Raw genomic sequence first — 13,708 nt, 5'->3', positions numbered from 1 at the left:
GCTTACAGCCCCTCGACGACGACGGGCATGTCGGCTTCAAGTGCCGGCAGCGGCGCGGAGACGACGATTTCGCCGGCTTCAAGCCCGGACACTTCCACGAGGCTTCGATCCGTCCAGGCCGTGCCGAGCTGGACCGGCTGGCGGCGCAGCACGCCGTCCTGCACCTTCAGCACGAAACTGCCCGCCTGATCGGTGCGGATCGCCGAATTGGGCAGCGCGATGATATTCTTGCGTTCGTCGACCTTCAGGATGCCTGTCGTGAACATGCCGCCCTTGAGGATACCGTCGTCATTCTCGATCGCCAGGAACACCCGGACCGCGCGCGAGCCCGCGACCGCCGTCGGCGAGATGCGCGTGACCTTGCCGGAGAAGGTCCGGTCGGGAAAACCCTCGACGTTCAGTTCGACGGGCTGGCCGATGCTCACCATGGGGATGCGGCTGGTCGGCACGCCGGCATCGACCTCCATCTTGCTGAGGTCGACGATGGTCATGAGCTCGGTGTTCAGCCCGACCGTCTGGTCCTGCTCGACAGGGCGCGAGGCGATCACGCCGTCGAAAGCGGCGCGGACCTCCGCATTGGCGAGGTCGCGCTCGGCATCGGCGATCTCGGCCTGCTTCGACCGGATCTGCGCCTGGAGGTTGGCGACATTCGCCTGGGCTTCGAGCTGAGCGGCCTCCGAGGAGGCGCCGCGCTCGCCGAGAGCCGCGGTTCGTCGCTGGACGGATTCGGCAAGTTCCAGCTGCGCGCGCATCGCCTCCGCCGAAGCCTGGCGAACGGTCAACGTGGATTCGAGCGCCATCTTGTCGAAGCGGATGAGCAGGTCGCCCGCCTTCACCACGTCGCCGACCTTGACCGGCAGTTCGACGATCGTCGAGGCGACCCGCGCGGCAAGCGTCGAGCGGCGGATCGGGGTGAGCGAGCCGGCAATGCGGACTTCGCTTGCGATATCATGCGGTTCGACCTTGGTGATGTCGACCTGCGCGAGCTCCATCGTCGGCTTCGCAGCCTCCTGTGCCTGCGCCGTTCCCGCCGCGACCCATCCCGCCAGGCAGGCGATGCGGATTGCGCGTGACCAGGACAACCTGCGGAAGGGCATGGAGTTTTCTGAGGTGTGGATGGTGCGCTCGCTCATGAAATCCGTCTTGCTTTAGAGTTTTTGCCCGCAACAGGCCTAGTCATGCGGCAGATCGCGTCCCGTATTAAGGGCCGCACATTGCCGTAACATTGTAAAATCAATCAGTCCGGCCTTGTAGAAACGTCGATCGTGTCGGGACTGGGGCATCGCCTCGCCGCCTGCACATTTTTTCGGCGACCGACAACTCTCGCTCGCGCAAGTTGATCCTTCGCGACTATCGGGCATCAGCGCCCGCGCGGCCCTGTGGACATCCTCGCCGGATGTCATGCGCGTGTCATGGCGATCTGTTGAAACGCTGCCCCATGCCATCAGGCGATTGTGACGACTCAAACAGGGGCTCAGCGCATCGATTGCGCGGTCTTGATCATCGTCCTTCCCCGCAGGAGGCATGAGCACTTCGCCGCCTTCCGGTCCTGTCGCGGCGACGGGTGATGACGGACACTCCAGCGTAGGAAACGTGCCCAGATGATCGAGACAATCGCCCCCACCGCCACTTCCCCGGCCCCGGTCCTCAAGGGCGGCGTCGGCAAGCGCCTCAACCGCGCCGTTCGCCGCAATCCGCTGCTCTCGCCCTCGGGCATGTCCGAATATGTCTTCTCGCGGCTGTTCCGCAATCTCGTCTATGCGCAGATCTGGGAAGACCCGGACGTCGACATGGCCGCGCTGCGGATCGAACCGGGCAACAGCATCGTCACCATCGCGTCCGGCGGCTGCAACGCGCTGTCCTATCTCGTCGCCGATCCCGCCCGCATCGAGGCGGTGGACCTCAATCCGGCTCACGTCGCCTTCAATCGCCTGAAGTTCGCAGCCGCAGCGCACCTGCCGGACTACGAGACCTTCTATCGCTTCTACGGCCAGGGCGACGACAAGCGGAACCTCGACGCCTATAGGCTCTACCTGCGCCCGCATCTCGACGAAGAGACCCGCGATTATTGGGAAAGCCGCACCGTCACCGGGCGCCGCCGCATCTCGATCTTCCACCGCCGTCTCTATCGCCATGGCCTGCTCGGCGGCTTCATCGGCCTCGGCCACAAGATGGCCCGGCTCTACGGTGCCGATCCGCGCGACCTGCTCCAGGCCCGCACGATCGAGGACCAGAAGCGCTTCTTCGACGAAACGCTGGCGCCGCTCTTCGAAAAACGCCTGATCCGCTGGGCGACGACGCGCAAGACCTCGCTGTTCGGCCTCGGCATACCGCCGCAGCAATATGAAGCGCTTTCGGGCGCCGGCAGCGACATGGCGACGATCCTGCGCGAGCGCGTCGAAAAGCTCGCCTGCGGCTTCCCGCTGTCGGAAAACTACTTTGCCTGGCAGGCTTTCGGGCGCGGCTACGGCAGCGGCGAGCTTGCACCGCTGCCGCCCTATCTTTCGCGGCAGAACTTCGAGGCGGTGCGCAGCCGCGCCTCGCGCATTTCCATCACCAACACCTCGCTCACCGAATTCCTCGCGGCAAAGGCCCCGCAGTCCGTCGACCGCTTCATCCTGCTCGATGCGCAGGACTGGATGACCGACGCCCAGCTCAACGGTTTGTGGACCGAGATTACCCGCACGGCCGCCCCCGGCGCGCGCGTCGTCTTCCGTACAGCGCCCGCCGAAAGCCTGCTGCCCGGCCGCCTCGACGAGGCCCTCCTCGGCCGCTGGACCTACCACGAGGCGGAATCGCGCGCGCTGCACGACAAGGATCGCTCGTCGATCTACGGCGGCTTCCACCTCTACGAATTCAAGGGCTGAGCGAGATGAGCGCCGTTTCCGACCACGCCCTCCTGATGGATCGCATCTACCGCTGGCAGCGGCGGTTCGGCATCTACGACGCGACGCGCAAATATTACCTGCTCGGCCGCGACCCGATGCTTGCCGGCCTTCGCCCGCTGCCGGGCAGTTCAGTGCTGGAAATCGGCTGCGGCACCGGGCGCAATCTCGTCAAGGCGGCGGCGCTCTATCCGGAGAGCCGGTTCCACGGCATCGACATCTCGCAGGAGATGCTGAGCGCGGCGGAAAAAGCGGTTGCCGGCGCCGGCCTGAAGGACCGCGTCCGACTTGCCAGGGCCGACGCCGCCAGCTTCGACCCGCGGGCGCTCTTCGGCGAACAGAGCTATGACCGCATCTTCATCTCTTACGCCGTGTCGATGATCCCGCAATGGCAGAAGGTCATGGCGGAGGCCACCAACCGGCTTGCCCCCGGCGGCGAGCTGCATATCGCCGATTTCGGCGATATGCGCGGCCTGCCCGGCTGGTTCAGAAGCGGCGTGACCAAGTGGCTCGGATGGCACCATGTGACGCCGCGCGACGATCTCTTCGAGATGGCCGCGGAGCTTGCAGCCGCGCATGGCGGACGCAGCGAGGAGAAGCGGCTGCATCGCGGTTTTTCGTGGATCGCGATCGTTCGCAAGCGCTGAACGCGCTCCTGTCGTGACGGCGTCGGCGATCCTGCCGACGCAAGCATTGTTTGGCCCGCAATTCGCCTGTAGCTCTCGAAGAAAGGGAAGAATCGTCCCTGGATTCGAGAGGAGAAGCGAATTGGCCCTGTCACAGACCCTTATCCGGCGGCTGAAGGACCCAAAACCCTTCGAAACCATCGTCACCGCGCCCTGGCTGGTCAGCCCGGCGAGCGAGCGCACATTCGAGGTCTTCAATCCCTCGACCGGCGAATTGCTGGCGGAACTGCCCGACATGGGCGTCGCGGAAACCCGGGCGGCGATCGACCGCGCCGCGGTCGCCCAGCCCGAATGGGCGGGGCTGACCGCCCGTGACCGCTCCGACATGCTCTGGCGCTGGCACCAGTTGATCGTCCTGCACACGGATGACCTGGCCGCCATCCTGACGGCCGAGATGGGCAAGCCGCTGGCGGAGGCGAAATCCGAAGTCTCCCACGCCGCCGCCTACCTGCAATGGTACGCCGAGGAAGCCAACCGCATCTATGGCGAGACGATCGCGGCGCCGTCGCTGGATCGTCGCATGCTGGTCATCAAGCAGCCGATCGGCGTGGTCGGCGCGATCACGCCATGGAACTTCCCGGCCTCCATGGTAGCGCGCAAGATTTCGCCGGCACTGGCGGCCGGCTGCGCGGTCGTGCTGAAGCCCGCGGAGCAGACGCCGCTGGTGGCGGGCGCCATGTTCGCGCTCGCCCATGAGGCGGGTTTTCCACCGGGCGTGGTCAACCTGATCTATGCTTCGGAGGGCGATGCCGTCGGCCGCGAGCTCTGCACTCACCCCGCCGTGCGCAAGATCAGCTTCACCGGCTCCACCGAGGTCGGCCGCCTGCTCATGCGCCAATGTTCCGACCAGGTGAAGAAGCTCAGCCTGGAACTCGGCGGCAACGCGCCCTTCATCGTCTTCGACGACGCGGATGTCGATGCGGCCGTGGACGGCGCGATTCAGGCAAAATTCCGCAATGCCGGCCAGACCTGCGTCTCGGCGAACCGCCTCTATGTGCAATCCGGCGTTCACGACGAATTCGCCCGGAAATTCATCGAGCGGGTGCAGACGCTCTCGGTCGGCGACGGTTTCGAACCCGATGTCGCGATCGGCCCGCTGATCGACACGCGCGCGCTCGCCAAGATCGAGGGCCATGTCGCAGATGCGCTGGACAAGGGCGGCAGCGTGCGCTGCGGCGGCCGGCGGATCGACGCCGACGGCACCTTCTTTGCGCCGACCGTGCTCACCGGCATCACCCGCGACATGCGCGTGGCGCAGGAGGAGACGTTCGGGCCGCTCGCCCCCATCATCCGTTTCGATGACGCCACCCAGGTCGTGCGCGAAGCCAACGACACGATCTACGGCCTCGCCGCCTATTTCTATGCGTCCAATCTCAGCCGGGTCTGGCGCGTCGCGGAAGCCCTGGAATACGGCATGGTCGGCATCAATACCGGCCGCATGTCCTCCGAGGCGGCGCCCTTCGGCGGCATGAAGCAATCCGGCATGGGCCGCGAGGGTTCACGCCACGGGTTGGAGGACTATCTGGAGATGAAATATCTCTGCATGGGCGGCATCTGATTGCCGGCGGGCCGGTGCGTGGCGGGATAACGGGTTTTAAGACGGTTTGGTAATACGCGTGTCATGTGAGTTTCTTATGCGGAAGGGGTAACGCACCGCTCAAGAGAGGCTCTCCCATGCGCAAACTCATCCTCGCCCTGGCATCGGCTACGGTCCTCGCCGGCGCCGCCAATGCCGCGACCGTCTACCCGATCGATCGCGCCACCATCCTCGTCGGCTCCCCCTTCGACTTCAAGGTCGAGTTCGACGCCGTCGTGAAGCCGGAAGATGTGAAGGTCACCGTCAACGGCCAGGACTACGAGGCCGTCTTCGGCAAGAAGGCTGAATTCGTCGCGGAAGAAAAGGGCGCCGAGGACAAGGTTCTGGGCTCCGCGCTGACGCTGCGCGGCCTGACGATCGCCACCGCCGGCGACTACAAGGTCGAAGTCACGGCCGGCAGCGAGACCAAGTCGGTCAACTGGGACGTTTACGGCACCGCTACCGAGGCGAAGGCCAAGAACATCATCTTCCTGGTCGCCGACGGCCTGTCCGTCGCCCACCGCACGGGCGCGCGCATCATGTCCAAGGGCATGACCGAGGGCAAGGCAAACGGCCGCCTCGCCATGGATGACATCCCGCCGGTCGCCTTCATCGGCACGTCCTCGACGCACTCGATCGCCACGGACAGCGCCAACACCATGTCGGCCTACATGACCGGCCACAAGTCGCGCGTCAACGCGCTCGGCGTCTATGCCGACCGCACGCCGGCAAGCCTGGACGACCCGAAGGTCGAGACGATCGCCGAGGCGCTGCGCCGCACGACGACGAAGTCCATCGGCATCGTCACCACGTCGGAACTCGAAGACGCGACGCCTGCCGCCGTCGTTTCGCACACCCGCAAGCGCGCCGACAAGGAACAGATCGTCGGCATGCTGTTCGACGTCAAGCCGGATGTCCTCTTCGGCGGCGGCTCGGTCTTCTTCCTCGGCAAGGACACGCCCGGCTCCAAGCGCAAGGACGACAAGGACTATATCGCTGAGTTCAAGAATGCCGGTTATGCGCTCGCAACCGACAAGACGGAACTCGCTGCCCTGACCACGTCGAACCAGGAAAAGCTGCTCGGCCTGTTCCATCCCGGCAACATGGACGTGACGCTCGACCGTGAATTCCTCAAGAAGGGCACCGTCGACAAGTTCCCGAACCAGCCGGGCCTCGTCGAAATGACCAAGGTCGCGCTCGACAAGCTGTCGAAGAACCCGGAAGGCTTCTTCCTCGTCGTCGAAGCCGCGTCGGTCGACAAGATGAGCCACCCGCTCGACTGGGACCGCGCGCTCGTCGAAACGATCGAATTCGACAAGGCGATCGCCGTTGCCCGCGAATTCGCAGCCTCCAACCCCGACACGCTGATCGTCGTCACGGGTGACCACACCCACGGCGTCGGCATCATCGGCACGGTCGACGACGAGAAGCCGGGCGATGAAATGCGCCAGAAGGTCGGCACCTATGACGAGGCCGGCTTCCCGAACTACGAGGACAAGAACGGCGACGGTTACCCGGATCGCATCGACGTCTCGCGCCGCCTGTTCCTGTCCGCCAACAACGGCCCGGACCACTACGAGACCTTCCGTCCGAAGCTCGACGGCCCGTTCGTTCCGGCCGTGCAGAACGAGGCGAAGGAATATGTCGCCAACGAAGCCTACAAGGACGTTCCCGGCGCGGTCTTCGTGCAGGGCAACATCCCGAAGGACGGCGACACCGGCGTGCACGCCGTCGACGACATCGTGCTCCAGGCGATCGGTCCCGGCTCGGAAGGCTTCCGCGGCTACATGGAACAGAGCGACGTCTACCGCGTGTTGGTCGACGCTTTCGCCCTCGGCGCGCCGAAGGAATAAGGGGTCTTCATCCCTTGACGGACAGGCGGTCCCGCGCCGCCTGTCCGCTTTGCCGTTGACAGAAGGAAGCATGCCATGACGGAAACGCACCCCGCATTTTTCAACAGGCGGCGAATGCTCTGCGCACTGGCTGCCCTGCCCACCCTAGCCCTTACGCGTCCGGCCCTTGCCAGCGACACGCTCGGCTTCGGCGAGCTCTACAAGAAATTCGGCATCCTTGGCCTCGAATTCTCCGACAAGGTGAAGCGCCTTGCCGGCCAGGAAGTCACCGTCAAGGGCTTCATGGCACCGCCGCTGAAGGCCGAAGCGGACTTCTTCGTGCTGACGGAAATCCCGATGTCGCTCTGCCCGTTCTGCTCGTCGGATGCCGACTGGCCGGACAATATCCTCGTCGTCTACCTCGCGCGAAAACAGACCTTCGTGCAGTTCAACGCGCCGATCGAGGCGCAGGGCGTGCTCGAATACGGCTCGTGGATCGATCCGGATACCGGCTTCGTCAGCCAGTTGCGCCTGCGCGAAGCCGCGTTCAACACGGCATGAGCATGCTTGAACTCGATATTTCCGGCCTGGAGATGCGTTTTCCCGGCCTCAACGCGCCTGTGCTGGCGATCGACCGGCTTCACCTTCCCGCCGGCGGGCGCCTCGCGGTCACCGGCGCCTCCGGCTCCGGCAAGAGCACGCTGGTCAATGCCGTGACCGGGCTCGAAACCGCGACAAGCGGCACCGTTTCCTGGGGCGGCACGGATATCACCCGCCTGCCGGTCGGGCGCCGCGATGCCTTTCGCGCTACGCATATCGGCCTCGTCATGCAGGATTTTCATCTTTTCCCCGGGCTTTCCGCCTTCGAGAACGTCGTGCTGCCGGTCCGCCTTGCCCGCCGCCTCACGCCCGCCGAGCGCGAACGCGCGCTGTTCCTCCTCGAAACGACCGGCATCGCCCGCCCCGGCCAGCATATCGAGACGCTGTCTCGCGGTGAGATGCAGCGCGTCGCGGTCGCCCGCGCGCTTCTGTCGAAGCCCGGCGTGATAGTCGCCGACGAGCCGACCGCCAGCCTCGACCGCAAGACCGGCGAAGAGGTGGCCGACCTCCTTGTGCGGCTGTCCCGCGAAGAAAAGGCGACGCTCGTCGTCGTTACCCACGATCCGGCGCTGACGGAACGGCTCGACCGGCGCATCGCGCTGGATGGCGGCCGCATCGTCGACGATAGCGGGGAGAAAATCGCGGCATGATGAACTTCATTCTCGCGGATCTGCGCCGCTTCAAGGGCGGTGCGCTTGCGGTCATTGTGCTGATCGCGCTGTCCGTGGCGCTCAGCGTCACCGTCACACTGCAGGAGCGCGCCGTGCGGCTCGGCAGTGCCCGGGCCGCCGAAAAATTCGACCTCCTCGTCGGCGCTGCCGGCAGCGAGACGCAGCTTGCCCTTTCCGCCGTCTTCCTCCAGCCCTCGCCCTTGCCGCTGATGTCCGGCGCGGTGCTGGCAAAGCTTGCCGCGGATCCACGCGTCGAATTCGCCGCGCCCGTCGGCTTCGGCGATTCCGAGGCCGGCCATCCGGTCGTCGGCACGACGACAGCGCTCATCTCCGCCCTGTCGCCGAAACTCGCGGAAGGCGCGCTCTTTGCCAGGCTCGGCGATGCGGTGGTCGGTTCGGATGTGCCCAAGCAGCTCGGTGCCGAGATCAAGCCGATGCACGGCCTTGCCGATATCGGCGGCGAAACCCATACCGAGATCGTCTACAAGGTGAGCGGCCGCATGGCGCCCACGGGCACCGCCTGGGACCGGGCGATCCTCGTGCCGATCCGCGCCGTCTGGCAATTGCACGGCATGGCGGGCGAGCACGACCATGATCACGACCACGCCGGCGAGACGCCGGAGGTTGCCGCTGCGGAAGAGCACGATCACGAGCATGCGCCTGTCGACGCCGATGCCGCCATCAACGAGCAGTTCGACGCCGAGACGCCAGGCCTTCCCGCCGTACTCGTCAAGCCGAAGACGATCGCCGATGCCTACCGCCTGCGCCAGGAATATCGCGGCGAGACGACGCTCGCCGTCTTTCCCGCCGAGGTGCTGACGCGCCTCTACGCCACGCTCGGCGATGCGCGCAGCCTGCTCCTGGCGATCGCCATCGGCACGCAGGTCATCGTCATCGCAGCCATCCTGCTCGTCACCATCATGCATGTCGGCGCGCGCCAGCGGCAGATCGGCGCGCTCAGGGCTTTTGGCGCGCCGCGGCGCTCGGTGGTGGCCATCGTCTGGGGCGAGCTGCTCCTGCTGTTTCTCGCCGGCCTCGTGCTGGGCATCCTCATCGGCTATGCCGGGGCGCAGCTCATCTCCGCTTCGCTGACCGCCACGACCGCCGTGCGCATGCCCGTGGAATTCGCGCGCGAGGACTTGTCGCTCGCGGTCTGGTTCGTGGTGCTGGCGATGCTGGTGTCGATCCTGCCGGCCCTCCTGACGCTGCGGCTCAGCCCGGCAAGGGCGCTCAAGGCCTGATACGTCGCCGAAGCCACGGCGTTGCAGGTTTTCGCGTCTGACGTGCACCCTATTCCGCACCGAAGACGGCGCGCGCCGGCGCACAACGCCTGCCCGTTCCGTCCTGAGGCAAGGCCGCGCCGCACGATCCCCATTCGAGACAATTTTAATAAAAACGGCAGGTTTCCGTTCATCCTTCGCGCACCCTGTCGCCGCCCGCAATCGACGGTAGGTGGGACGTTCGCGATGGCGGGGTAATTTGGCGCCGCTCCATGACGGAGCAGCGATTCGAGGTACCATTCATGCCAATGCAGACAACCCAACGTCTGACCAACGACCCGACACCCACCCAGCGTCTAGCACGCGCCATCAAGGACATCGACCGGCGGCTGGACTGGGTTCACCTGAACAACCAGCCGGTGCCGATCAACGCCTATCGCGCCCGGCGCATCCTGCACGAAGCGCTCGCGCGCTGCCGCGAACGCACCGTCATTCTCCCGCCAGCCCGCTGACGGGAGATACCGACGACCGGGTGCAACGCGCCCCAAGCCGTATCCGGTCGCGCGGGGACCCGGTTGAGCGATACGAGGCGCTCCCGGGTCTTCTCCTCCACGAAGGCCTCAGTTCTCGAACAGCACGAAGGCGGCCCAGACGAGCGGGTCGCGCGCCGTGGGGATTTTCCCGTCGATGGCGTCGCGCCGCGTGTTGCGCAGGGCCTCCGCAAAAGTCTGCCCGCCCTTCAGATGCTCGTAGTAGCGCACCATGAAATCTGCCGTGCCGTCGTCGGCGACGGGCCAGAGCGTCAGCAGCGCGCGTTTCGCCCCGGCAAGGCTTGCCGCCGTTGGCAGGCCGCGCACGCCGCCGACGAAAGCCTCGTCGCCGCGGCCCGTTTCGCAGGCCGAGAGCACCAGCAGGTCGAGGCCGGTCAGGTCCCAGCCCATCAGTTCGAAGGCGTAGAGTCGCCCGTCCTTCTCGTCGCGGCGCATGGCGCGCTCATCCCCGGAGCGCGCGAGGATCACCTCGCTCTGCCACAGCGTATCGACATTGCTGGCGCCGCCGTTCTTCGGGCTGCCATAGGCGCCGTGCGTGGCGAGATGGGCGAGCGTCGCCCCCTTCATGCGCTCGCGAAGCGCGCCTTCGCTCACCCCCGCCCCGGTCATGGTCTCGATCTTGAGGCCGGGGCCGCCGAGGACCTTGCCGATCGCCTCCACCTCGCGCAGCGTGCCCGGCAGCGGCATGGCCCCCGCCTCCTCGCCCTTCGCATAATCGATGCCGCCGGCCAGCACGACGGTGCCTTCCGCGGGCAGCGCGCGGTCCTCGACAGCGCGGTAGAGCGCTTCCGGTTCCGTCAGCAGCCGCAGGGTGAAGCGCTCTTCCAAAAGCTTGCCGGCGGGCTCTTCCAGCAGGGAGAAGGGCAAGGCGAACAATTGCCCGTCCGGCACGATGAACACCGTTTTCGCGCTGCTTATGTCGCCTTCGACGGGTGCGATCAGCCGGTCGTAGAGCCGCGCGAATTCGCGCTTGCTCGCCTCAACGAGCAGGCCGCGTCCATCGCCGCCGCTGCGATCACGCGTCTGGAGCGCCGTGACGACCTCCTGCCCGCTCGACAGCACCTGACGCGGATCGCCGAGCGCGCGCAGCACCGGCGCCGCGCCGCCGCGCCAGACGATGGCGTAGAGCCTGGAATCCGCGATCGGATCGGCGCTTTCACGGTCCACCTTCCATTTGCGGGTCACGAAATACTGGACGAGGGCCTGGTCCTTGCCGAGCAGTTCTCCCGGCGTCGGCAGTTTCTGGTTCAGCAGCTTTTCACGGTCCAACTGGTAGCGTCCCACGATGCGCTCGTGCAATTGCTGTTCCAGCGCCTTGGTGTCCGACAGATAGGCATAGGCGAGATCCTGCTCGACATCGGCCGCGAAGATTTCGCGGGCGATGCGCGACAGGCGCGTGATGCGGTCGAGCAGGCGGGCGGTCTCCGTGTCCCACTTGTCGATCATGCGGCCGAGCTTCAGCACGTTGTCCGCGTCCGCGGTGGCGAGCGACGGCCAGCGCCGGGCGGCATCCGCAAAGGCCGGAACGGCTGCGGCATCCTGTTCCGCAAAGCGCGCATAGTCGTAGAGCATGCCGTCGGCCATGGCGCGCACCGCCTCGCCGACCTCGCGCCCGCCGGCGACCGACACCTGGAGATGCACCCAGCGGAGCATCTCCTCGTCGATCCCGGCAAATTCGCTCGCCGCCGTCACCTTGTCCGTGCCGGCTTTCGCTTTGGCGATTGCGATGCGCCCGGCAAAGGCCAGCGGGTGGCCCATGCTCATCTCGCCGGCCGCGATGCTGAAGGCCTGCTGCAAATGCTTGATCTGCCGCGCCGCATCGCCTCCTTTGGCAACGTGATCCGCCATCAGGTAGGCCGCCTTCATGCTGAGGATCGCCGGATAGTTGGAATCGGTGATCATCGCCTCGATGCGCTTGGCGGCCGCAGCGTCCATCGGCTTGGCGCCCGAAAGAAGGTCGGTATAGTCGATCCAGGCCTCCATGCCGGCGATCGTCACCGGGTCGCCGAGCGCCTTGGAAATATCGAGGCACAGCGCGAAATAGCGGCGCGCTTCGGGGTAGTTGCCGAGATCGAGATAGTTCTGCGCGGTGTTGTTGGCGCTGACCAGCGTGTTGAAATGGTTCTGGCCGTAGTGGCGGGTGCGGTTCTCCAGCACCTTGAGGTCGTATTCCAGCGCCCGGGACGGCGAGCCCATGCCGCGCAGCATGTCCGCGAGATTGTTGGCAATGCGCCAGGTCACGGTGTCGTCGTCGCCGAGCGATTTCTGCGCGATCTCGTAATTGCGGCGTTCGAGGTCGATCGCCGTGCCGTATTGCCCGACGTCGGACAGCGCGGTGGCGAGCTTGTCGGTGGCATGGATCAGCTCGGGCGATTCCGTGCCGTAAAAGCGCGCATAAAGATTGGTCGCCATCGTATAGAGCGGCACGAAATGCTGCTCGTTATCCGGCACCGCCGTGCGGAACTCCGCATAAGCAAGATAGAAGTCGGCAAGCTCCTTTACCTCGGCGCGGATCGCCGCCGTCTGCTCGGCCGCCTGGAACAGGCCCGCCGCGTCGTCGTTGAGCCCGCTTGCCTGAAAGCTGCGCCCCGCCTGCGTATAGTGCCGCAGCGTCACGGCATGCAGGTCCGTCTTCGCCGATGCATCGAGCGCTGCGCGGAGCCTCTTGCGGCCATCCTCCAGGCGTCCGGCTTCCAATACGCTGTAGGCGGTGCGCACCCGGGCGTCGATGTCCTGCTCGCTGTCCTTGCCATGGGCCTTGCGGATGCGTTTCTCGTAGAGTTGCACCAGTTCGTCCTGCTTGCCCGTCTCCCCGAGCCGGCCCTTGGCATCCATCAGCAGCGAAATCAGCAGGTTGGCACGGGTTTCTTCAACCGGATCGAGCACTTTGAGAAGTGCGCGCATGCGCGGATAATATTCGGCATCGACGCCGGCGGCGTCGCCCATGCGCATGGCGTAGTCGGCGGCGGAAACGGCATAGCTCGCCGCGAGCCAGGTCTCCCCCTCAGCCTTGAACGCCGCGCTTGCCGCCTCCGCCTTGCGGCGCGCGCCTTCGGCGTCACCGCTGTCGACGAGCGCCTTCATCTCCGCCGCGATCACGTCGGATCGCGCGATTGCCGCCTGCGTCGGCGCCTGTGCGAAAACGGGCGAAGCGAGGAAAACGATAACGAGGAGGGAAACGGCGGGACGGAGGAAACGGGAAAAGAGCTGCATGAATGGATTTCTCGGAAAATATCGAACTGCATCTAAGACGATCAACATAAAGGGCTTATTTCAAAATCAAGGCCGGATCGGCCATCATGCGTCAATTTAGGGAAATCGCCGGTCCTCGTTGCCGTGGTTGCGGCAGGTTTCGAGAAAATCGTCCGCGGCGTCCGGGTCGCTGCGATAGAGTTCGAACTCGCCGGCGCTGATGCGGAAATAGGCCTCGTATTCCACCGCACGGTTGAAGCCGCTCACCGGCATCGAAAGAAAGTAGGTGCCGGTTTCTTCCTCCAGCCCCAAGCTGAAGCGATGGGAGCGAAAGACGACGATGTCGACGAACCGGTGCGGCATCCCTGCTCCCTGACGGTTGGCGCCGCCTGTGTGCGGGCAAGCAGTCATAAAGGATAATGCGGCTCGCCTGAAAAAGAAGGGCCGCGCGGCCGAAGGTTCCGCCCACCTCATCCGTTGAAGAGAGAGCCAGTC

11 protein-coding genes are annotated in these 13,708 nt (G+C 65.6%); 8 read left to right on the top strand and 3 right to left on the bottom strand.

The window, feature by feature from the left end:
* Positions 1-2: 2 nt before the first annotated feature.
* Positions 3-1,133: an efflux RND transporter periplasmic adaptor subunit gene (locus tag AC1RWL_RS05300; protein WP_493092920.1), complete on the bottom strand. Its 1,131-nt coding sequence runs from the start codon at positions 1,131-1,133 to the stop codon at positions 3-5.
* 468 nt (positions 1,134-1,601) lie between these two features.
* Between AC1RWL_RS05300 and AC1RWL_RS05295 the strand changes: the two genes are divergently transcribed.
* The 8 genes from AC1RWL_RS05295 (at position 1,602) to AC1RWL_RS05260 (ending at position 9,982) form a co-directional block, all read left to right on the top strand.
* Positions 1,602-2,867 (top strand): BtaA family protein, encoded by a 1,266-nt coding sequence (locus AC1RWL_RS05295; RefSeq protein WP_493092921.1) that lies wholly within the window; start codon positions 1,602-1,604, stop codon positions 2,865-2,867.
* Positions 2,868-2,872: 5 nt separating this feature from the next.
* Positions 2,873-3,532: a class I SAM-dependent methyltransferase gene (locus tag AC1RWL_RS05290; RefSeq protein WP_493092922.1), complete on the top strand. Its 660-nt coding sequence runs from the start codon at positions 2,873-2,875 to the stop codon at positions 3,530-3,532.
* Positions 3,533-3,653: 121 nt separating this feature from the next.
* On the top strand, positions 3,654-5,129 hold the full coding sequence (locus AC1RWL_RS05285; RefSeq protein WP_493092923.1) for an NAD-dependent succinate-semialdehyde dehydrogenase: 1,476 nt from the start codon (positions 3,654-3,656) through the stop codon (positions 5,127-5,129).
* Positions 5,130-5,245: 116 nt separating this feature from the next.
* Complete coding sequence (locus AC1RWL_RS05280; RefSeq protein ID WP_493092924.1) at positions 5,246-7,000, top strand: alkaline phosphatase; 1,755 nt, start codon at positions 5,246-5,248, stop codon at positions 6,998-7,000.
* A 114-nt stretch (positions 7,001-7,114) separates the two neighbouring features.
* Positions 7,115-7,540: a hypothetical protein gene (locus AC1RWL_RS05275; protein WP_493158247.1), complete on the top strand. Its 426-nt coding sequence runs from the start codon at positions 7,115-7,117 to the stop codon at positions 7,538-7,540.
* 2 nt (positions 7,541-7,542) lie between these two features.
* The gene (locus AC1RWL_RS05270) at positions 7,543-8,229 is read left to right on the top strand and encodes an ABC transporter ATP-binding protein (RefSeq protein WP_493092926.1); all 687 of its coding nucleotides are present in this window, start codon (positions 7,543-7,545) and stop codon (positions 8,227-8,229) included.
* Positions 8,226-9,491: an FtsX-like permease family protein gene (locus AC1RWL_RS05265; RefSeq protein WP_493092927.1), complete on the top strand. Its 1,266-nt coding sequence runs from the start codon at positions 8,226-8,228 to the stop codon at positions 9,489-9,491. Before AC1RWL_RS05270 ends, AC1RWL_RS05265 begins: the two co-directional genes overlap by 4 nt.
* A gap of 281 nt (positions 9,492-9,772) precedes the next feature.
* The gene (locus tag AC1RWL_RS05260) at positions 9,773-9,982 is read left to right on the top strand and encodes a hypothetical protein (RefSeq protein ID WP_439622239.1); all 210 of its coding nucleotides are present in this window, start codon (positions 9,773-9,775) and stop codon (positions 9,980-9,982) included.
* A 108-nt stretch (positions 9,983-10,090) separates the two neighbouring features.
* On the opposite strand, the gene AC1RWL_RS05255 is transcribed toward AC1RWL_RS05260, so the two are convergent.
* A complete protein-coding gene (locus AC1RWL_RS05255; protein ID WP_493092928.1) occupies positions 10,091-13,234 on the bottom strand; it encodes a CHAT domain-containing protein in 3,144 nt (1,047 codons plus the stop codon).
* Positions 13,235-13,330: 96 nt separating this feature from the next.
* Positions 13,331-13,576 carry a hypothetical protein gene (locus tag AC1RWL_RS05250; protein ID WP_493092929.1) on the bottom strand — a complete coding sequence of 82 codons (246 nt, stop codon included), beginning with the start codon at positions 13,574-13,576 and terminating at the stop codon, positions 13,331-13,333.
* Positions 13,577-13,708: the final 132 nt, after the last annotated feature.

This window comes from Shinella sp. GW821-FHT10F02, from assembly GCF_058809275.1.
Note: the sequence above shows the minus strand (reverse complement) of the source record. Positions and strands in the feature narration are given on the sequence as shown.

Bases quoted from the DNA above. Each gene is read 5' to 3' on its own strand.
- AC1RWL_RS05290 (WP_493092922.1), top strand. From the start codon at position 2,873: ATGAGCGCCGTTTCCGACCACGCCCTCCTGATGGATCGCATCTACCGC.
- AC1RWL_RS05265 (WP_493092927.1), top strand. From the start codon at position 8,226: ATGATGAACTTCATTCTCGCGGATCTGCGCCGCTTCAAGGGCGGTGCG.
- AC1RWL_RS05270 (WP_493092926.1), top strand. From the start codon at position 7,543: ATGCTTGAACTCGATATTTCCGGCCTGGAGATGCGTTTTCCCGGCCTC.
- AC1RWL_RS05275 (WP_493158247.1), top strand. From the start codon at position 7,115: ATGCTCTGCGCACTGGCTGCCCTGCCCACCCTAGCCCTTACGCGTCCG.
- AC1RWL_RS05250 (WP_493092929.1), bottom strand. From the start codon at position 13,576: ATGCCGCACCGGTTCGTCGACATCGTCGTCTTTCGCTCCCATCGCTTC.
- AC1RWL_RS05295 (WP_493092921.1), top strand. From the start codon at position 1,602: ATGATCGAGACAATCGCCCCCACCGCCACTTCCCCGGCCCCGGTCCTC.
- AC1RWL_RS05280 (WP_493092924.1), top strand. From the start codon at position 5,246: ATGCGCAAACTCATCCTCGCCCTGGCATCGGCTACGGTCCTCGCCGGC.
- AC1RWL_RS05300 (WP_493092920.1), bottom strand. From the start codon at position 1,133: ATGAGCGAGCGCACCATCCACACCTCAGAAAACTCCATGCCCTTCCGC.
- AC1RWL_RS05260 (WP_439622239.1), top strand. From the start codon at position 9,773: ATGCCAATGCAGACAACCCAACGTCTGACCAACGACCCGACACCCACC.
- AC1RWL_RS05255 (WP_493092928.1), bottom strand. From the start codon at position 13,234: ATGCAGCTCTTTTCCCGTTTCCTCCGTCCCGCCGTTTCCCTCCTCGTT.